This window comes from Marinomonas phaeophyticola, assembly GCF_026966905.1.
GTDB lineage: Bacteria > Pseudomonadota > Gammaproteobacteria > Pseudomonadales > Marinomonadaceae > Marinomonas > Marinomonas phaeophyticola.
Map to the genome: position 1 here is coordinate 221453 of NZ_JAPUBN010000006.1, position 19714 is coordinate 241166.

14 protein-coding genes are annotated in these 19714 nt (G+C 38.2%); 9 read left to right on the plus strand and 5 right to left on the minus strand.

The window, feature by feature from the left end; all coding sequences use genetic code 11:
- The first annotated feature begins 576 nt into the window (after nt 1-576).
- The 4 genes from O1D97_RS01735 (at nt 577) to O1D97_RS01750 (ending at nt 6275) form a co-directional block, all read left to right on the plus strand.
- Nucleotides 577-1998 (plus strand): aldehyde dehydrogenase family protein, encoded by a 1422-nt coding sequence (locus O1D97_RS01735; RefSeq protein ID WP_269122254.1) that lies wholly within the window; start codon nt 577-579, stop codon nt 1996-1998.
- Between the two features lie 772 nt (nt 1999-2770).
- Nucleotides 2771-3700 (plus strand): sugar ABC transporter substrate-binding protein, encoded by a 930-nt coding sequence (locus O1D97_RS01740; protein ID WP_269122255.1) that lies wholly within the window; start codon nt 2771-2773, stop codon nt 3698-3700.
- A 60-nt stretch (nt 3701-3760) separates the two neighbouring features.
- A complete protein-coding gene (locus tag O1D97_RS01745) occupies nt 3761-5293 on the plus strand; it encodes a sugar ABC transporter ATP-binding protein (protein WP_269122256.1) in 1533 nt (510 codons plus the stop codon).
- The gene (locus O1D97_RS01750; RefSeq protein WP_269122258.1) at nt 5283-6275 is read left to right on the plus strand and encodes an ABC transporter permease; all 993 of its coding nucleotides are present in this window, start codon (nt 5283-5285) and stop codon (nt 6273-6275) included. The genes O1D97_RS01745 and O1D97_RS01750 overlap by 11 nt, the downstream gene beginning before the upstream one ends.
- 484 nt (nt 6276-6759) lie before the next feature.
- On the opposite strand, the gene O1D97_RS01755 is transcribed toward O1D97_RS01750, so the two are convergent.
- The gene (locus tag O1D97_RS01755) at nt 6760-8352 is read right to left on the minus strand and encodes a response regulator (protein WP_269122260.1); all 1593 of its coding nucleotides are present in this window, start codon (nt 8350-8352) and stop codon (nt 6760-6762) included.
- Complete coding sequence (locus tag O1D97_RS01760) at nt 8349-10106, minus strand: sensor histidine kinase (protein WP_269122262.1); 1758 nt, start codon at nt 10104-10106, stop codon at nt 8349-8351. Before O1D97_RS01760 ends, O1D97_RS01755 begins: the two co-directional genes overlap by 4 nt.
- A gap of 723 nt (nt 10107-10829) precedes the next feature.
- Between O1D97_RS01760 and O1D97_RS01765 the strand changes: the two genes are divergently transcribed.
- The 4 genes from O1D97_RS01765 to O1D97_RS01780 are packed head-to-tail and all read left to right on the plus strand — an operon-like array spanning nt 10830 to nt 15479.
- The gene (locus O1D97_RS01765) at nt 10830-12389 is read left to right on the plus strand and encodes an ABC transporter substrate-binding protein (RefSeq protein WP_269122264.1); all 1560 of its coding nucleotides are present in this window, start codon (nt 10830-10832) and stop codon (nt 12387-12389) included.
- Entirely contained in the window at nt 12386-13321 is a 936-nt protein-coding gene (locus tag O1D97_RS01770) for an ABC transporter permease (protein WP_269122266.1), read from the plus strand. Before O1D97_RS01765 ends, O1D97_RS01770 begins: the two co-directional genes overlap by 4 nt.
- Nucleotides 13318-14097, plus strand: a complete 780-nt coding sequence (locus O1D97_RS01775; protein WP_269122268.1) for an ABC transporter permease — start codon at nt 13318-13320, stop codon at nt 14095-14097. The genes O1D97_RS01770 and O1D97_RS01775 overlap by 4 nt, the downstream gene beginning before the upstream one ends.
- The gene (locus tag O1D97_RS01780; RefSeq protein ID WP_269122270.1) at nt 14094-15479 is read left to right on the plus strand and encodes an ABC transporter ATP-binding protein; all 1386 of its coding nucleotides are present in this window, start codon (nt 14094-14096) and stop codon (nt 15477-15479) included. Before O1D97_RS01775 ends, O1D97_RS01780 begins: the two co-directional genes overlap by 4 nt.
- 163 nt (nt 15480-15642) lie before the next feature.
- Here O1D97_RS01780 and dkgB read toward each other — a convergent pair whose 3' ends face one another.
- Genes dkgB through O1D97_RS01795 form a run of 3 tightly spaced genes read right to left on the minus strand, consistent with a single transcriptional unit; the run spans nt 15643 to nt 18598 of the window.
- Entirely contained in the window at nt 15643-16461 is an 819-nt protein-coding gene (dkgB, locus tag O1D97_RS01785) for a 2,5-didehydrogluconate reductase DkgB (protein ID WP_269122272.1), read from the minus strand.
- Nucleotides 16462-16471: 10 nt separating this feature from the next.
- A complete protein-coding gene (locus O1D97_RS01790; protein ID WP_269122274.1) occupies nt 16472-17386 on the minus strand; it encodes a TIGR03571 family LLM class oxidoreductase in 915 nt (304 codons plus the stop codon).
- 36 nt (nt 17387-17422) lie between these two features.
- A complete protein-coding gene (locus O1D97_RS01795; protein ID WP_269122275.1) occupies nt 17423-18598 on the minus strand; it encodes an MFS transporter in 1176 nt (391 codons plus the stop codon).
- A gap of 187 nt (nt 18599-18785) precedes the next feature.
- On the opposite strand from O1D97_RS01795, the gene O1D97_RS01800 reads away from it, so the two are divergent.
- Nucleotides 18786-19667, plus strand: coding sequence for a LysR family transcriptional regulator (locus tag O1D97_RS01800; RefSeq protein WP_269122276.1), 882 nt, complete (start codon nt 18786-18788; stop codon nt 19665-19667).
- Nucleotides 19668-19714: the final 47 nt, after the last annotated feature.

Sequence of the window (19714 nt, forward strand, 5' to 3'; positions counted from 1 at the left end):
TCAGGCTAGTTGTAAGGTTTTTCAAAATGAATCGTTTAACGCGAGCCTCAATCGTTGGGCAACCAACATCGTAGGAGGGGCGTGTCTAAGTACAGCCTTATTTTTAGAATTACATTAGCTTAATAATGTCTTAATGGTGTTTCACCACAAAAAAGCGCTTGAAGAACAGCAGTCCATTACACTGTTAGATTCATTGGAACCAGGGTTATCAAATGAAATACGCGGTAAATCCACTTTTTTGCCATAAAAACACTTTCGTACTGCGAAAGAGAAAACCAATATTCTTAAAAGAATGTGCTTAGAGACTTGACCTTTATCTTACACCACTACCTTTTACAATCTACGTTTTCCCGTTACGGTTTTGTTTGGAGATGTGTGTTTGATTTGCTTAAACTGCAATGACAGTAAAATAACTAATTTCAAAACAAAGACTTAATTGTAATTCTCTTTCATTCTAACACCTAGTCCGCTGCGGATATGGATGCAGCTTACCTCTCGTTTTGCTTGACAATTTTATATTCAACATATAGCTTAAACATATTATGTTTAATAGGTTATATGTTTTGGGGTGGAATAATGAAAAAGTTATATATTGGTGGTGAGCTGAGGACAAGCAAAAATTCGTTTAAAGTAATTAATCCCGCAAACGATGAAGTTGTCGGTGAAATAGCATGGGGAGATGAAAGCGATGCATGTAGTGCATTGAAATCCGCAGATGAGGCGCTTCCGTATTGGTCATCTATGCCTGTCGAAGAAAGAGTGGCCTGGATGCATAAGCTTAGGGATGCTCTAATCAATAAAGAGGAATACTTAATTGAATGTATTCACTTGGAGATGGGAAAGGCTTGGCACTCGGCAAAAGAAGACTTTAGTATGCTACTTGACAGTTTGAATTTTTATTCAGAAGCCATTTATCAGTATCAACCAAAGCATTTTGACGATAAAGACAGTACTTTCCGTCATACAATGACCTACGAATCAGTTGGTGTGGTAGTGGCTTACTTAGCATGGAATTTTCCTTTGCTAAACTTAGCGTATAAAATCGGTCCAGCAATGGCATCTGGTTGTCCAATTGTAATTAAACCTTCGTTTAAAGCCCCACTGTCTACTTATGCCTTTGGTGAAATCTGCGCTGAAATAGGCCTACCAAAGGGAGTGATTAATATTGTATGTGGTGATGATGCCATAATTGGTGACACACTTTCACGTTCTGTTATTCCAGGTATGATTACTCTCATAGGATCAACGCAAACAGGGCTTCACGTTATGAAAACGGGATCCACATCCATCAAACGTTATTCTATGGAGTTAGGAGGTAATGCACCAGCGATTGTGTGTAGTGACGCCGATCTAGACTTAGCAGCGGATATCATATGTGGCGTCAAATTTGCTAATGCTGGGCAGATCTGTGTGACACCGAACCGAGTTTTTGTTGAAGCATCAATTCATGACTCGTTTTGCCAGAAGTTAGTGGGAAGAGCAGAGCGGGTTAAAGTCGGTTTTGACAGAAATGCTCCGGTCGATATGGGTCCTTTAATTGATAAATCTGCATGGGAACGAGTCGATGCGAATGTAAAAAAAGCGATTTCTGAAGGAGGGATTTTGCTTACTGGTGGAGGTTATCCAAAAGGTATAGAGAGAGGCAGTTTTTATGCCCCAACGGTCTTTAGCCATATTGAAGATCATATGACTATAGCGCGGGAAGAAATGTTTGGCCCTGTGATTAGTGTGTTGTCTTTTACTTCAGAAGAAGATGTAATCAAAAGAGCAAATGCGACAGAAGCCGGCTTATCTTCTTTCATTTTCACAAATGATGATAAAAAAGCAGAAAAATTTGCTAATGCGCTTCAATTTGGAGAGGTGCAGGTTAACGGTATTAAGTATGGAATCGATTTAATGCACGGTGGACTTAAGCAATCTGGCATTGGTTGTGATTGTTCAGAACTGGCTTTGGAGGATTATCTTACTCCCAAAAGAATATCTAAATCCATTAGGTAGCGACATTCGATAGGCAATGGCATCCTATAGTAATCATGCTGTTGCTAGAATCGGTTCGAAATCAACTCGGAGCCTATGTAATTAGTAAAACCATTGATGTCGAGAGTGTATTTTTGAGTGCGCTATTAACTTAGCCACTCTAACTCTCAAGTTCCGAGTTTGATATTTTTTATTTCAAGCAAGAAGACGCATTTCTGTAAATACGGTTTTTGGTTGATTGACTTCTAAGTACTTGCTCGGGCATTTCCTGCTCTAAAAAAGGTATCATTTTTATTTTATCCAACTTTCGGAACCTCATATAAGCGCTGTTTGTGTTGTATAAAAACAATTATATTAACGTCAGACATTCGTGTCTGATAACCCTCTTTTGCGATGTCTCAATTATTATTTGAATTTAAGGTGATATAAGCATTTATATAGTTACCCTTCATATAAATATTGCAATGACGACAATCTTTCGATATATAACAGATTTTTTCTGCATCATTTAGAACCTTCATTTCTATGATATTTACAACTCATCGGAATATTTTTTAGTTATATTAAATAATATTAAAAGCCAATCTAAGCAATAATTTTCACTAATATTTTGATGATTTAAATCATATTCAACTTAGTTAACACTCATCTTTTTGTCTTAGTTGTATATTCATTTTGGAAAGGTAAAGAAAGTGCAAAATATCACAATATAATGTATTTCGAATCGTTTTTTCTTAGTGAATACTAGTAGCTCACTTACAGTGAAATATCCTATATCATAAGGAAAATAATAATGAATAAAATAATAAAAACTATGTTCACGGTTGCCGCCGTTGGTTTATGCTCTTCCACAGTGATGGCCGAAAATAAAATCGGAATGATGCAACATAATCAAAGTGACTCATTTCAACAAGCCATGCTTAAAGGGGCTGAAGAAATGGCAGATAGATTGGATTACCAATTTATCGATGCCTCATCTAATGATGACCCGGTTAAAGAATTAGAGATTATTCGTAACTTTGCTAAACGGGGCGTTGATTTACTGGTTCTAGGCTCAACAACTCAGGCAGCAGGTGTTGCTGGTGTAGAATTGGCGCATTCTCTAGGTATGAAAGTTATTACAATGGATTCGATTCAGGCTGATTCAAAAGCAGAAGGTCAGGTTGGAGGAGATGATGTCGCAGCCGGTTATTATGCCGCTAAACATTTAGCTGAAAGTATCGGAGGCAAAGGTAAGGTAGCAATAAATAAATTCCCAGATCCTATTCCACCTTCTGAAGATCGAGTTAAAGGCTTTTATAAAGCTTTTAACGAATACCCAGGCATTGAAGTAGTCGCTGAAGCTGGACCTGGCTACGATACAATCAAAGCGATGAACTGGACTGCTGCGACAATACAAGCCAATCCAGATATTAAAGGTTTTATTTCTATCGAAGACACCAGTGCTTTAGGCATTGTTAGAGGTATTGAGAACGCTAAGATGGATGGAAAAGTCCATTCTGTAACGGTCGTTGAAAGCGCCAGTATTTATAAAGAATTGCAGAAAGGAGAAGTGTTAACCGGTGTTTTTGCTATGCATTCTTATAACTATGGTGCATTGGCTGTCACTCTTTTGGATAGATTAAATCATAATCGTCCAGTTCCCTTCATTGTCAAAACCACAGGTGTCTTGGTTACAAGAGACAATGTCAATAAAAATTTAGAATACCTAAATTTCGACTAACTCTTGAACAGCTGTATAGCCTTAGGCTGTACAGCTGGTTTTAGCCAAGAAGGAAATATCATGAACCAATCAGCATTGCGAATTAGCAATATTGTCAAAAGTTTTAACGGCATAAAAGCGTTAAAAGGGCTTACTCTCAATTTTAATAAAGGAGAAATTATCGGCTTAGTCGGCTCGAATGGAGCGGGGAAGTCAACACTTTTAAATGTTATATGGGGTGCTTATGCTCCTGATTCTGGCGAGTTATATATTGATGGTGAGCGTATCGAAAAAATAACACCAACGAAAGCTCAAGAATTAGGTATTAGTATTATTTTCCAGCATCGAAGACTTATGCCCTATATGACAGTGGCTGAAAATATTTTTATTGACAACATGCCTAAAAAGAAAGGAGTGATTGATTACAAAAAAATGCGCACGGATGCTAAAGAGTTATTAGATGTACTTAACTTAGATATTGACTGTAACATCAAGGTAGAACGGTTAAGTGCAGAAGAAAAGCAACTAGTTGAAATTGTAAAAGCCTATTCTAAACAGCCTAAAGTTTTACTAATGGATGAACCAACAACCGCGTTGAGACAAGGTGATGTGGAGCGACTTTTTGAGCTCATGAATACGCTAAAATCACAAGGCAGTAGCGTCGTATTTATTTCTCACCGGTTGAAAGAGGTTATGGAAATTTGTGATCGTATATCGATTATCCGAGATGGGGGGAATGTGAGTGAGGGTGAAAAGTTAGATTATTCACCCGATAGAATCGTGGAAGAAATGAGTGGCATTACAGCAACCGATTTTGAACATCAACGAGATGTTACAGATTCCTCTTTTAGTAAGGCAAGTCAAGAAGTATTGCTTTCAGCTAGCTCGCTCTCTGTCGATAATTGTCAAGATATTGAATTTGCATTACATAAAGGTGAAATTCTCGGCTTTGCAGGCTTAGGCGGCTCAGGTGTAGAAAACATTTTTGAAGCTCTATATGGATTAAAAACTCATGTAGATGGCGATATAAAAATTGATGGTGTCGACGTGGAAATTCATTCTCCTATTGACGCGATATCTTATGGCTTAGGTTTTGTTTCAGAAGACAGGCAACTCAATGGTGAATTTTTAGAACTAAGTGTTAAAGATAATATTTGTATTCCAAAAGGTCAGAAAAAACGGTTGTATTCAGTCATTAATCGCAAGGAAGAAACACTCGCTTCAAAAGGGTTCATTGAGAAGTTGAATATAAAAACGGACTCAGAAGAGCAGTTAATAAAAAATTTGAGTGGAGGAAATCAGCAAAAAGCTATTATTGCTAAATGGCTTCATTTGCAGTCTAAGGTCATATTGATGTGTGAACCGACCGCAGGTATTGATGTGGCTGCAAAAAGTGATGTAAATAAACTCATTCAACAAATCGCACTGGAAGGTAAAGGCATACTTTATACCTCTTCTTATATTACTGAGCTGATGCACGTATCCGATCGAATTATTGTAGTTTATCAAGGACGAATTATTAAAGTGTTCTCGAGAGCTGAATACGACCATAACAAAATCTATCTTGCTATGAATGGTATAAATGAACAAATAGGAGCGAAACATGAACACTAGTGAGAAGTCTTTAACTCAAAGAAATGAAAAGATACAAAAAAATTGGACACAAAAAGGACTCGAGCTTATTTCATCTAGCTACCTAGTTAAATTGTCGATAGCCTGCTTGGTTCTTGTGGCATTGCTGTCTTTTGCCAGTCCTTATTTTTTTACCTTAACGAATTTTAAGGATATTTTATTGGGGACAGCGGTCATTGGAATTATTTCATTCGGAATGACAATGGTATTGATTAGTGATGGCATTGATTTGTCTGTGGGTTCAGTTGTTGCCTACAGCAGTGTTATTCTTTGTGTGAGTCTCAATGCGGGTTTAGGCTTGCCAGTGGCATTATTTTTAACTGTCGCAGGCGCTATTACCGTTGGGCTATTCAATGGTTTTTTTGTCTCAGTTCTCAATATTAACCCGTTTATTATTACCCTCGGCAGCATGAGTCTAGTTAGAGGCATTGCGTATATTATTATCGGTGGTCAACCAAAACCTTTTGATTCAGATATTATTCGATTTATTGGTTCCGGTTCTTTATTGGGTATTCCGATTCCGATTTATGCTTTGTTGCTCGTTCTTGTGGTACTTTCTTATGTAATGAAATACACACAATTTGGACGTAATGTCTATGCAATTGGTAATAACCAGGAGACAGCGAGACTATCTGGTATCAATGTTGTCAAAACTCGTATTCTGGTTTATTGCATTATGGGATTGTTAGCAGGAATTGCAGGGATTTTGCTTGCAGCGCAAACGTATGCAGGAATACCAGCAGCAGGGATGGGGTATGAATTGGATGCATTGACGGCCGTTATTTTAGGTGGAACATGTTTAAAAGGAGGTCAGGGAAGGCTGGCTGGTACGCTTTTAGGTACTCTGATTGTGGCGCTGGTTCTTAATGGTCAGAATATGCTTGGAGTGCCTTATTTTTATCAATTGGTTAGCAAGGGGATAATCATCATTTTTGCAATGACGGTGGCAATGAAGCGAAATTAATCGCTTAGAGTTAAATTTTATGGGTGTTTACAAAACAATAATTTAACTTTAAAGACCTCTATAGGATTTCAGTTGTTTTGAACTTGAATTTTATATTGATAAGGAGGGGTGCCTTTAATCTTCAAGCAATCAAAGGTGCCCTTATTTAAGGTACAAGAAAACGCTTAAAGTCATATTTGCAACTCATCTCAGATGAGCATTTTTTTAAAAAATTTAACCCTTAATTACCAATAAATCATAAATTTCTTTTCACATCTCTGACTGTGAAGTCAGCAACCAACTTAGTAAATCATATTAGCATTCAATATTACGTATACTTCGAATTAACTCAATAAAATATTGGCACTTTACTTAACTAAGAGTTGAAAGCGTATTTTGATTCGGATGAAAAACCAATTTAGATGCGCGCACTTGACCATATTTCCTCTAATAGCATTTTAGATGGAGGCAGTATCAAAACTGAAAATTGAGAGAATACTCCTATTTATTTATGCTCTCCATCTCTATATGCGATTGGAGTCATACCTGTCGTTTGCTTAAAGACCCGACTAAAATATTGGACGTTTTCGTATCCCACTAAATTCGCTATTTGGTACATTTTTTTATTTGTTGTTTTAATAAAATTCTGAGCTGTCTGTACTTTTTGCTCTCGAACGTAATCTACAAAGCATTGTTGTGTTTTCTTACGAAATAGTCGACTAAAATAACTTGGAGATAGCCCTAAGTGCCCGCTGACATCCTTAAGCGTAATTACTTGAGACACGTGGCTTGTAACATAACGTTTTGCTTTTAAAATTATATAGTTTTTTTCGTGATGGTTTTGAAATACATCGCTGAAAATTCCTTTCAGTTGCATAATCCAGTCAATATATTCATCATTTTTTTCAATGGGATCTCCTATTGACCAGTTGGATTGTATTGCTTCCCATTCCGGCGTATTTTCAATACCTGACTGTTTAACAAAATCGTTAACTAGGTAATGTAGGGTATGGCTTCCTCCTTGTAGAGCTAAAGGAGATAAAGAGTTATTTTGTTTGAGGTAGGCAATAAGCTCGTCAAAATCACTAAGAATGTTTTCACAATCATTGTCTTTTATATGGTCTGCAATATTTGATAGATAGCTGTCTAAATCCGATACGCAATCATTAAAATCTAGTGTTTGTAATTCTTCAAATTTACGAAACGAACGTGTTTCCGTCATTGAGACTGCTTGAGATGCTTCCAAAAAGGATTTCCTCAAGGAGTCAACACCAACATGTTTTTTTGAAATACCGGCCGAAGCGTCTATATTGAAAGACTGTTTGGCGGTAAAAATGATAGATTTGTAGAAATGAGATAACTTTGATTCAATGGTATCGGCTGATAATTGATCGCTGAATGAGCAGACGCAAATAAAGTCGGATTCATCGTTTTCTATGACCGTTATTGCTGAAGTAGATTGAGCCTCATTTTCAAGGTGCTGTTTCCAAAATTTAATCGCTTCATTAGAGAGTTTAGAAAAGTTGAGCACGCGAAATACAATGACCACAAGACAATTAGGGTGAATGCAAAGATCGAAATCATGAAAAAGCTCCGTTAACTGCTTTTTTAGGTAGATTTTTCCATCTAATGCTCCCTTAAGCATCACCTTACCAAGCTCAAGTCGTTTTTTTTGAAGTAAGAGTGAACTTGCTTGTTCTGTCTGTTTGTCTATCCTCTGCTTGTCTATCTTTATCGATATTCTCTTTAAAATAGAAAGTAATTCGTCGGGCTCCATATCCAGTTTTAATAGGTAATCTTCTGCTCCTGCTTGGAGTGCGCCTTTTACAAGTGAAAAATTATCATATGAGCTAAGCATAACAAACTTACTTTTTAAGTTCTCTTGCTTTGCCGATTCAATCAGCTCTATGCCATTCATCAATGGCATCTGGATGTCACTAATAATAATATCAGGTTGATGAATTAAGGCTAGAGAGAGAGCTTCGCGTCCATTCTCGGCTTCTCCGATGATTTCATAACCATGGGCATTCCAATCAATTATGGAGTGCAATCCTAGTCGGGCAAGAAATTCGTCATCGACTAACAGAATTTTTTTCATATTTCCTCCATTAACGGTAATTCTATTGTTACTAAGGTGTATTGGTTTGGAATGCTTTCTATAATGATGCCTGATCCTGTAGGATGATAAGCTTTTAACCTTTCTTTGAGGGTGTCTAGTCCTATGCTATTAAAATGATGGTTTTCTTCTTTAAATGATTTGGCACTAGTATCGTAACCAATACCATTATCAAAAACGCTTAACAAAATTGATTGATCGACTTTTTTGGCTTCCACAATTATTTCACCAAATTGATCTTTTGGAAGTACACCGTGAAATATTGCATTTTCAACCAATGGTTGAAGTATAAATTTTAAGCATTTGTACTTTTTTGCATCATCATCAATTTTATATATAACATTGAATTTATTATTGTAAGCAACAAGTTCAATGGCAACGTAGTCTTTTAAAACTGAAAACTCCTCCGCTACGGTAATTATAGGGTCCATTTTATATGTACTATTTCTCAATAAACGTGCAAGCGCTTCAATGACAGATTTAATATTACTTGCTTTTTGAATGATCGCCATCCAGCGTATGGAGTTGAGTGTATTGTATAGAAAGTGTGGATTGATCTGGGCTTGCAGTGCCCTATACTCAGCATCTTTCTCTCTTTCTTTCTGGGCGACTTGCGATTTTACTAGATTGTCTATCTTACAGACCATGAAGTTGAAATCTTGAGTCAGCTCAGCCAATTCATCTTTTCCATTATGGGATACTTGAGCAGTAAGGTCTCCATTACGTATTCTTCGAGTTGCCTTCTGCAACTCCTTGATGGGAGCTAAAAGATTTGTTACGGCAGATAACCAAATAAAAGATGTCATTACTAGAAAAATAATGAATCCCCAAGAAAAATAATCAAAAAGCTGGTAGCTTTTATCTGTTACTGTTTCTAAATCGAGAACACCCACAACTAGCCAATTATAATCTGGTATATTTTTAATATATATATTTATATTTTTTTCTTTTAATTTTATTAAAGAGAATTTAGTTTTTTTATTATAATGTTTTATTAATTTATCAAGGATATATGATGGAATAACTTCTCCAGAAAGAGTGTTTGAATCTAAATCTAATACATATATTTTCCCATTTCCTCTATTATTGTAACTACTTAAAACAGTTGAAAATAATTTCAAATCTAAATTTATATATAGCATTCCAATATCTTCATGATAGCTTCTGTCTTTTATAACCCTAAATAATGAAATTGAATTGGGTATATTCCCCTTACTTGAGCTTCGATCAATGCTAGACCATACAAACTCATCTGGATTTTTAAGAGCATAGTCATATAGTGGATTATTTAATACCCATTCGTCACTAATGGCGTCACTAAATATGGGGTCTCCAAATGTCATTTTTAATCCATTAAACCCATAGATTTTAATAGCATTTACATTACTAAATTGAGAAGAAATTCGATAATTTTCAAGTTTCAGATGAACATTCTTTTGAGCGTTTATACTTTCAAATGGGCTGTCTATAAAATTTTTTATTGCTTTTTTAAGGTCGAGATCTAAATAGACATAGTAGGCATTCATTTTTGTTTCGAAAAGCTCGTGCGATAGTTGAGCCTGCAGATTGTCTAGGGAATATTCATAGGATTTGGATGCATTTTCTTGAACGATGTCTAGTATATATTTTTTTCCTATTAAACCTGTTACTAGTGCGGGTATAGCAACCAACGAGAAAAATAATATAATAGCTTTTCCAATAAGGCTGTTTTTAAATTTTAAAAAATTTATTATCAAGAAAACTCCATAGCATCAAATTTGATACTCATTTTTATTTTTTTAATTATGAGTTTTATTTTTAACTTTAATTAATCTATTTTGACTAGAGTGTTACTTTTAGGTGTTCTGCGTCCCAAATAGACATTCGTTTTATTTTTATGGTTGTATTCTAAAAAACACAAAACTCTAAAACATAATATGTTTATAACATATGATTTTGTTATGGTGCAACCTGAAACGTTGTGCATATGAAACCAAGAATACTAGACATTTCATTAAAGGTGCTTGTTGTTCTATTTGTATCTCCTTGTTATTTAAAAAATGCTCTTGGAAATGGGAAAGACTGGGCAAGGAGGAATGCGCTATCTATTATGTGTCGCATTCACGGCATGCGCATTGGTTTAACATAAGTGACCCACCACAGAAGACGAACGTTTATAACGTCGCGTCCATGCGTTTGTTTACCTGTTTGTCGCAGAGCAATGCGACCCTGTGAACACACGGCCACCTTATTTGTTATCAAAACTCCCAACAAAGTGTAGGCCGAATAAACACTGCTGTCCGAAGACCTGTCAAAAGATAGAGTATAGAGGGTGTCGATAACCTACTGCCATGAACTTTAAACGCACCTAAGTGGTAAGGGTGGATGATGACTATTTATTAATTTAAGGTCTTTATTTTTATGATGTTATAACATAACATTTGATAATTATTCTTTTTCATTAGTAAATGGTAAATTTTATGATTACTCTGCTTCATATTACACGTCGGCTTGGCTTACTCTCATTATTAGGATTTCTAGTAACTTATAGCTCATGGTCGTTTTCGCTACCAAACCCCTCTAATACGCTATCGATTAGCGCTGCTTTTGAATTTACCAGTTTAGATCCTTCTAAAAATGGATATATTTATACGCGCATGCAGGTGGTAGAGAGCTTGTTCAATGTCGATGGCAAGGGGAGTATCACGCAGGGACTCGCCAATAATTGGCAGGTAAGTTCAGATGGTAAGGTATGGACGATAAATTTACGAGAAGATGTTCTATTTCATGATGGCAGTGTGATGGATTCTGCCACTGTATTGAAAAGTTTGTCAATTGCTCAACAAAAGCATGGTGCATTGAAAAAATCTCCTGTTGAAGCAATCAAAGCGATTGATACACATACAATAGAAATTACATTGTCTCGAGCATATAACTTATTACCCGCTGTATTAGCGCATTATTCCTCAGCCATTTTATCCTCAGAATCTTATGATGATAATGGGGAGGTTTTAACTCTATCTGGTACAGGGCCTTATCAAGTTTATACTTATTTGCCTCCTCATAAATTGGTGGTTGAAAAGTTTGATGGTTACTGGGGAAAGCAAGGGTCTATTCCTTATGTGAGTTATTTAACTGGTCATCGCGCAGAAAGCCGCGTATTGCAAGCTCGAAGTGGTCAAGCGGATATTGTATTTGGATTGGATCCCGCCAGTTTGCCTTCATTAAAAAGACTGCCTAATTTAACGGTTTATTCTAACGCCATTCCTAGAACGATCGTTCTCAAGTTAAACAGCGGCCATCCATTTCTAAAAGATGTAAAAGCTCGTCAGGCCTTAAGTTTAGCGATTAATCGTGCAGGTATTAGTAATGCTATTTTACGTACACCGGGTTCTGAAACCGATCAATTGATGCCACCATCTATGGGAGACTGGTATTTAAGTGATGTTGAAAAAACGACCTACCAATTAGTAAAGGCAAAAGAAATATTGGCTTCTTTAGGTTGGGAAATGAACCGTAACGGTGTGTTAGAGAAAGATGGAGAACCATTTGAGATGACGCTGATTACTTATGCGGACAGACCTGAATTGACGACGGTAGCGACAGCTATTCAAGCTCAATGGGCTGAACTGGGAGTGAGCCTAAAAGTAGATGTGACTAATTCAAGTGCAATTCCAATGGGCCATAAGAATGGTACTTTGGAGATGGCTCTTATTGCTCGTAATTATGGATTTATTGCTAACCCGTTAGGTGTTGTGTTGGCCGATTTTGGAGAAAATGGAGGTGGAGATTGGGGGGCGATGAATTGGTATAGTCAAGACATAAGTGCTGACTTAAAAAGATTAGAACAAATAAATGATACGGCTCAATATCATCAACTTACACAAAAAAATGCGCGTGTGATTTTCGATGAAAAACCTATGATTCCTGTGTCTTATTATATTCAACAAACGGCGGTTAATAAACGAGTGAAAGGTTTTTATTTTGACCCGTATGAGCGTAGTTTTTATTTGAATAATATGGAATTTATTAAACAGTGAAAACGTTGATTTTTAAGCGACTAGTACAGCTTGTTGGTGTTATATGGGGGGTTGGAACGCTGACATTTGTACTTATGCGTTCATTACCCGGAGACATGGCTTATCGAATTGCAGCAAGCCGCTATGGACAAGACAATGTTGATTCTCAGGCGGCGGCTCTAGTACGTGAAGAATTGCAATTAGACCAAGGGGCATTGTCTGCTTACAAGGACTGGTTATTGGATCTATTACAATTCAGGCTAGGTGACTCGCTTGTGAGCGGGGAGCCCGTAATAGAAACAGTTCAGCATATGTTGGGGCACTCTTTGTTGCTTTCATTCGCGGGATTGGCTTTATCTATTGCTATCGCCGTACCTATTGGCTTGCTTTCTGCCTCAAAAGGTAAAATGGTTGATTCCGCTTTGATGGGTTTTTCTAGTCTTATTCGAGCTATGCCTGTTTTTGTTATTGGCGTTCTACTTCTTTTGCTTTTTGCACTCCATTGGAACTGGTTTCCTGTTGCAGGCTTTGGCACACCGGCACATCTTGTATTACCCGCTCTAACTCTAGGGTTGAGTTTGGCGGCGGTTTCTAATCGAGTGGTCCGCGATTCGGCTAAGCGTGTTTTCGGTTCTTCTTTTTATCTATTTTCAAGGGTTAAAGGCCTTTCTAAGTGGACAACGTTTAAACGCCATGGGATTCGAAATATAGCCGTTCCAGTGGTTGCTTTTCTGGGTATTCAACTGGTTAGCATGATTGAAGGTATTGTCATGATTGAGTCTTTGTTTTCTTGGCCAGGAATTGGTCATGGGTTAGCACATGCTATTTTTGCTCGTGATATTCCTGTGATACAGGGTGCTGCTTTGGTAATGGGTATATTGTTTGTATTTTTGAATACCTTGGTGGATTTGTTATGTCACTGGATCGATCCTCGAGGGGTGGCGGAATCATGAAAATGACTCTTTCTCAAAAAATCGGTTTGGTGATACTACTTATTTTATTGGTGTTTGCTTTTGGAGGAACTTGGGTATCACCATATTCGCTTTCTCAACAAGACTTAAATGCAATTTTGCAGCCACCGAGTACAAGGCATTGGCTAGGAACAGATCAATTTGGACGAAGTATGCTAACTCGTATGTCTGAAGCGGTGATGCTGTCTTTTAGTTTGGGGCTTATATGCGTGATTACCTCTGCAATTATTGGTGTAACACTCGGTGTTTGGGCTGCATGGGGGGAAACCGTTGATAGTATCATGGGGGTTTTGGTTAATATTTTACTTGCTTTACCTGGCCTGGTAATTGTATTAATGCTGGCGGCTATTGCTCCAGGTTCTTTTTTAGTTTTGTATCTGGCTATCTCCTTGGTTCAATGGGTTGAATATTTTCGAGTAGTAAGAGCGATTACAAAAAATGTGATTCACAGTCCGGCTCGGCAATCCACTAAAATGATGGGGTTTGGCGTGTGGTATCAATTTAAGCGACACATTTGGCCATCGATAGCCCCTTCAATTTTCACTTTAGCGGCGTTTGGCGGTGCCAATGCCATATTGACTATGGCCTCCCTTGGCTTTGTTTATGTTGGTATACAGCCGCCGTTAGCTGAATTAGGTTTAATGACGGTTGAACTATTCCCTTATTACAGTGAAGCGCCTTGGGTACTAGCTCAGCCACTATTAGCGATTGCGTTGATGGTATTTGGGTTTCACTTATTGGCAGGTAAGCGCACATGAAGGTTTTGCTTAAATTAACGGATATTTCTGTCTATGCTGGCGATACTTGTCTACTGGAACCAATCTCTCTGACTTTGAAGCAAAATGTTCCTTTAACAATCTTAGGGCAAACGGGCTCTGGCAAGAGCTTACTGGCTCAAGCCATTATGGGACTTTTACCTAATGGTCTTACTTCCACAGGTACCATTGAACTTTTTGGTAAAGAGATGACTTTAAAAGAACGTCAATCTTTATGGGGGAGTAAATTAGTTATGCTTCCTCAAGAGCCTTGGAATGCGTTAGACCCTTTAATGAAAGGAGTGGAGCAAGTTAAAGAGGTATATCAGTATGTACAGAATAAAACGCCTCAAGAATCATTAAGATTGTCTATGGATGATCTTCGTAATGTCGGTTTGTCTGGAAGTGAATACAAGCGTCCAGATCAGCTTTCGGGCGGAATGGCGCAACGTCTTGCTATTTCTGCGGCAACAGCGGGTGGCGCTAATTTCATTCTAGCCGATGAACCAACTAAAGGTCTGGACGTTTCTCGCCGGGATGATGTCGTGCGTTTACTGCAATCTCGTTCAGCGGCTGGTGGATTGTTAACCATTACCCATGATGTGGCCATTGCCCGCCAATTAGGTGGCGATTTGATGGTGATGAAAGCAGGTTGTTTGGTAGAGCAGGGTGTCGCGGAACAAATCCTACGCAATCCTCAAGCGGATTATACCCAAGCGCTTATTGAGGCTGAGCCGAAAACTTGGATTGATGCTGAACCTGTATCGAAAGAATCTCATGATGAAATCTTGATTGTTAATCAGCTCTCTCTCAAACGTGGAGGCAGAATTTTATTCGAAGGGCTGTCTTTTACTATTAGAAAAGGAGAGGTTGTCGGTGTAGTAGGAGACAGTGGGTGTGGAAAATCGTCATTAGGGGACGCTTTGCTTAACTTACTGCCGTTTACTAACGGAACCATATCTCGCTTAAATCATGAGGCAAAACCGCATCAATGGTTGAAACTCTACCAAGATCCACCATCCGCATTCAGTGCTAGTGTATCGTTAGGACAATTGCTTAATGATCTCGTTCGGTTACATCGAATTGATGTTCAACGAATTCAACCTTTAATGAGACGTTTAAAGCTTCCTAAAGGTATTCTTGAACGAAATTGTTTAGAAGTGTCTGGAGGAGAGTTGCAGAGATTTGCTATTTTACGATCACTATTGCTTGATCCTGTCTTTCTATTTGCTGATGAACCTACGTCACGTCTTGACCCTATTACGGCAAAAGAAGTCACTGAATTACTGGTTGAATTGGCAAACGAAACAGGGTGCGCCGTGTTGTTAGTAAGTCATGATCCAGATTTAATTCGTAAAACCTGTGATCAGGTGATTTCTCTATAGAATATTCAATACAAGAAAAGAGAACCCACCGCCCTATAATGTAGAGGCGGTGGTGTTTTATTCACTTTCTTTTCTTTGGTTAGCTGAGCAAAGCTACGCAAAGAAATTGATTAATAGCTGTTAATGTTTTAAATAATTGGATTGTTGAAAAATGCTTTCCATTTTAGATATCCCACTCCGGAGAAAACTCTGGACTAGCTTGACGATCATTTGAATTAAGTTGGTTAATGGCTATAACCTCATCAGGACTAAGCATTAAAGATTCTCCAGCCAAGTTTGTTAACAAGTTAGCACGTTTAGTTGAAGAAGGGATTGTAGATAAGCCGTTTGCTATGCTCCATGCGATTACAACCTCAGCAGGAGTAACTCCCTTGCTATTCGCAATCTCAATAATGAGATTATCTTTTAGTACTTTACCAACAGCAAATGGCATATATCCTGTGACATGAATGTTTTTACTATCACAGTATGAACGTAATTTTTCATTGGTAAGGTATGGATGGACTTCTACCTGGTTTGTGAATATTTCTGATGCAGGCAATATTTTTAGCGCTTGCTCTAATAAATTGATTGTAAAATTAGAAACACCAATATGCTTAGCGAGTTTTTGATTCTTAGCGTTAATCAATTCATTTAAATACTCATCCATAAGTTCATTGTTTTCAGGTGAAGGCCAATGAATTAGTAGTAAATCGACATAATCAGTTTGAAGCTTATCTAAGCTTTCTCGAACACTATCGAGGAAAGAATGCTCATTTAAATGAGCATTCCACACTTTTGTAGTAATGAAAAGTTCACTTCTTTCTATTCCACTGTCAGCGATGGCTTTGCCAACTTGAGTTTCATTACCGTAGATTTGTGCAGTATCAATATGTCTATAACCAAGTTCTAGTGCCATTTTAACTGAGTTGTATGCAACATCTCCTTCAAGTCGAAATGTGCCCATACCTAAAATTGGCATTTCATTATGTATTAATTGCATTCTGATTCCTTTATTTATGGAAAATAGGTAGTACTGTTTTTGCAATAGCTTGCATACTGTCTTCAATTGGCGCTTCATTTCTTCTAAAATGTAGACCTATGTGGTCTACACCAACTGATTTCATTTCATTTAACTCTTGTATCAAACCGTTAATGCCAGTTTTGATACCAAAGCGGTGGCGTTCAATAGGAGCGTCATTCTCAGAGACTAAATCTAAATGAATGAAGCTTACATACGGTTTATCTCCAGCGACTTGCCGCCATAATGCCACTCTTCTTTTATGGTCTTCCGGACTACCTGGATATGAGAGCCATCCATCTAAATTTGCACCAACCCATTGAGGGGTTTGCTGAGCAAGTCCGGCAACATAAATTGGATATTGCGGAACGTCAGGAAGAACCTTTTGCCCTGTCTCAAGCTCTTCTTCAGAACGATCTTTTAGTATTTCAACGGCTTTACGAAATAGCTCACTTCTTGCATGATAATCCACCCCAAAAAGTGGGTATTCAGAGGGACGATCACCGCTGGCAACTCCTAAGATTAATCTATCCTTACTTAAGGAAGCTATCGTATTAGCTGACTTTTTTACTAGCCAAGGTTGCCTCAAAGGTAAAACTATCGCGGCGGTACCTAACAATATATTTTTAGTTACACCCGATAGGTAACCAAGGTATGAGAAGGCTTCAAATACCTGTGCAGCATCACCAAAGTTAGGGTCGTATAGAGGAACATCTCGTACCCAAGCCGTACTAAAACCTAGCTGGTCAGCTAATATAATGCGTTCTTTATGTTGACTAGTATCCGGTACACCAAAAGGCCTATTATCATTAATCCTGTTTATTTGGCCTGCTTTACTCCAATCGGAGTCAAGAGGTAACTCGACACCGACAGAGAAACCGAGTTGTTTTAATTTGTCTAAATTCATGATGTTTGTAGTTGGAGATTACTCCCCAACGCTCCGTTAGGCTTGCTGTATTTGATCACGAGAATCAAGGAAGCCTGAAATTCTTGTAAGGACGATTGCGAATACAACAATTAATGCACCAATCCAAGGTGTATCCATTAACTCCATATCTTCCACAATGACACCGCCAACAATTGATCCGATAGCAATACCAACATTGAAAGCCGCAATATTGAGTCCTGAAGCAACATCAACTGCATTAGGTGTATATCTCTCAGCTAACTGAACAACATAAACTTGCAATCCAGGAACATTTCCGAAAGCAAATGCGCCCCATACAAGAACAGTTAGGACAGCACTAATTTGGTTGCCTGCGGTGAAGGTAAAAACAAATAGAACTAATGCTAATGCTGCGAAAATGATTTGTAACGCTTTTACCGGTCCTATTTTATCTGCAAGTTTTCCGCCCCAGATATTGCCAAAAGCGACAGATACGCCATAAACCAACAAGATTAGACCAATTGAACTTGATTCAAATCCAGATACTTGTTCAAGTATTGGAGCTAGGTAAGTAAAGGCGACAAAGGTACCTCCATAGCCGACAGCCGTCATGGCGTATACTAATAGTAGGCGTGGTTGAGTAAGCACTTTTAATTGCTCTGAGATTTTTGCAGGCGCTGCTTTTTTTAAATTCGAAGGCACTAAAATTGCGCTTCCAAGTAATGCAATTAAGCCGAGAATTGACACGATTAAAAATGTCGCTCTCCAGCCCAACTCTTGGCCGATCCAAGTGCCTAATGGTACACCTGTTACCAACGCAACGGTTAATCCTGTAAACATGATGGCAATAGCGCTAGCTTCTTTTTCTTTTGAAACTAGGCCAGTCGCAATCGTTGACCCTATTGAAAAGAAAACACCATGAGCTAAGCCAGTTAATATTCTAGCTAGGACCAATGTTTCATAGCTTGGTGCTTGCCAAGCCAAAAGGTTACCTAAGACGAAAATACCCATTAACGTCAAAAGTACAGATTTACGATTCCAGCGACCTGTTAGGGCGGTAAGCACAGGCGCGCCAATGGCAACCCCAAGTGCATACAAACTAACTAATAGACCAGCTGATGGTAAAGAAACCCCTAAATCAGCAGCAATAGTTGGAACTAAGCCAACTATTACAAATTCAGTGGTTCCTATAGCGAATGCGCTTAATGTGAGCGCGAGTAATGCTAATGGCATATTATTTACTCTCTTTATATGGGTTGTAAAAACACAGCAAAGTATGATTTATCAACGTATTGCTGTGCCGTGATTTGGTGGATAGGGATTATGCGTAGAAACTTTATTGTGAAAAATAGAGAATTTAACAAAATATATTTGTTATAATCGCAATAAAGGTGTGATGCTAACGGGGGAAATGCTCATTATGAGGACAAGATCAGATGATTTAGAAATTTTACTTTCTGTTGTTGATGCCGGCGGCTTTACTGCGGCTGCAGAGAGTCTAGATATTCAGGCCGCGCGAGTATCGCGATCAGTGAGCAAGGTAGAAAGCCAACTTGGTGTGACAATATTAAACCGAACCACGAGACGGCTTGAATTAACGGATGAGGGGAGGCAATTTGTTAACTCAGTACGATTAGGGTTGATTCAGTTACAAAAAGCAGAAGAGGAGATAATATCTGGCGGAGAGTTACCCAAAGGGCGATTGCGTATTGATGCCGCTAGTCCGTTTGTGTTTCACCAGCTAGTACCTTTGGCGCAATCATTTAATCAAGCATATCCTGATATTGAGTTAGAGTTGACTTCCAACGAAGGCATTGTTGATTTGCTAGAAAAGAAAACGGATATCGCCATTCGGATTGGTACATTAAATGACTCTACATTGCATGCGAGGCCACTTGGTAGAAGCTTACTTTACATAGTCGCTTCACCTGATTATTTAGCTAAGCGTGGATTCCCCCGTAAAAGTAGTGACTTAATTCATCATGATACGATCGGTTTTTCCGCACCCAAAACACTCAATGATTGGCCTCTGAAAGGGTTTTCGGGGCTGAACCCTGCCTTAATTACAAGTAACGGTGAAACCATCAGGCAGCTCACTTTGATGGGGAATGGTATTTCTTGCCTATCAGGATTCATGGTGAAAAAAGACATTGCGGAAGGAAGGCTAGTTCCTTTATTAGAAAACGAAAAAATTAGTCTTTCAGGTAGAGAGCAAATTAACGCGGTTTACTATAAGTCTTCTTCAGTTGCTAAAAGAATTTCTGCTTTTATCGACTTTATACAGCCTAAGCTGGATCTGTAGACCGTTCAAAAGTCAGAATGGGCGTGACTAAAGGTTACCAAGGGCAG

What these genes read in the sequence shown, in the direction of transcription:
- O1D97_RS01790 (WP_269122274.1), bottom strand. Translation starts at nt 17,386, where the DNA reads ATGAATTTAGACAAATTAAAACAACTCGGTTTCTCTGTCGGTGTCGAG.
- O1D97_RS01780 (WP_269122270.1), top strand. Translation starts at nt 14,094, where the DNA reads ATGAAGGTTTTGCTTAAATTAACGGATATTTCTGTCTATGCTGGCGAT.
- O1D97_RS01735 (WP_269122254.1), top strand. Translation starts at nt 577, where the DNA reads ATGAAAAAGTTATATATTGGTGGTGAGCTGAGGACAAGCAAAAATTCG.
- O1D97_RS01795 (WP_269122275.1), bottom strand. Translation starts at nt 18,598, where the DNA reads ATGCCATTAGCATTACTCGCGCTCACATTAAGCGCATTCGCTATAGGA.
- O1D97_RS01750 (WP_269122258.1), top strand. Translation starts at nt 5,283, where the DNA reads ATGAACACTAGTGAGAAGTCTTTAACTCAAAGAAATGAAAAGATACAA.
- O1D97_RS01745 (WP_269122256.1), top strand. Translation starts at nt 3,761, where the DNA reads ATGAACCAATCAGCATTGCGAATTAGCAATATTGTCAAAAGTTTTAAC.
- O1D97_RS01740 (WP_269122255.1), top strand. Translation starts at nt 2,771, where the DNA reads ATGAATAAAATAATAAAAACTATGTTCACGGTTGCCGCCGTTGGTTTA.
- O1D97_RS01800 (WP_269122276.1), top strand. Translation starts at nt 18,786, where the DNA reads ATGAGGACAAGATCAGATGATTTAGAAATTTTACTTTCTGTTGTTGAT.
- O1D97_RS01755 (WP_269122260.1), bottom strand. Translation starts at nt 8,352, where the DNA reads ATGAAAAAAATTCTGTTAGTCGATGACGAATTTCTTGCCCGACTAGGA.
- O1D97_RS01765 (WP_269122264.1), top strand. Translation starts at nt 10,830, where the DNA reads ATGATTACTCTGCTTCATATTACACGTCGGCTTGGCTTACTCTCATTA.
- dkgB (WP_269122272.1), bottom strand. Translation starts at nt 16,461, where the DNA reads ATGCAATTAATACATAATGAAATGCCAATTTTAGGTATGGGCACATTT.
- O1D97_RS01775 (WP_269122268.1), top strand. Translation starts at nt 13,318, where the DNA reads ATGAAAATGACTCTTTCTCAAAAAATCGGTTTGGTGATACTACTTATT.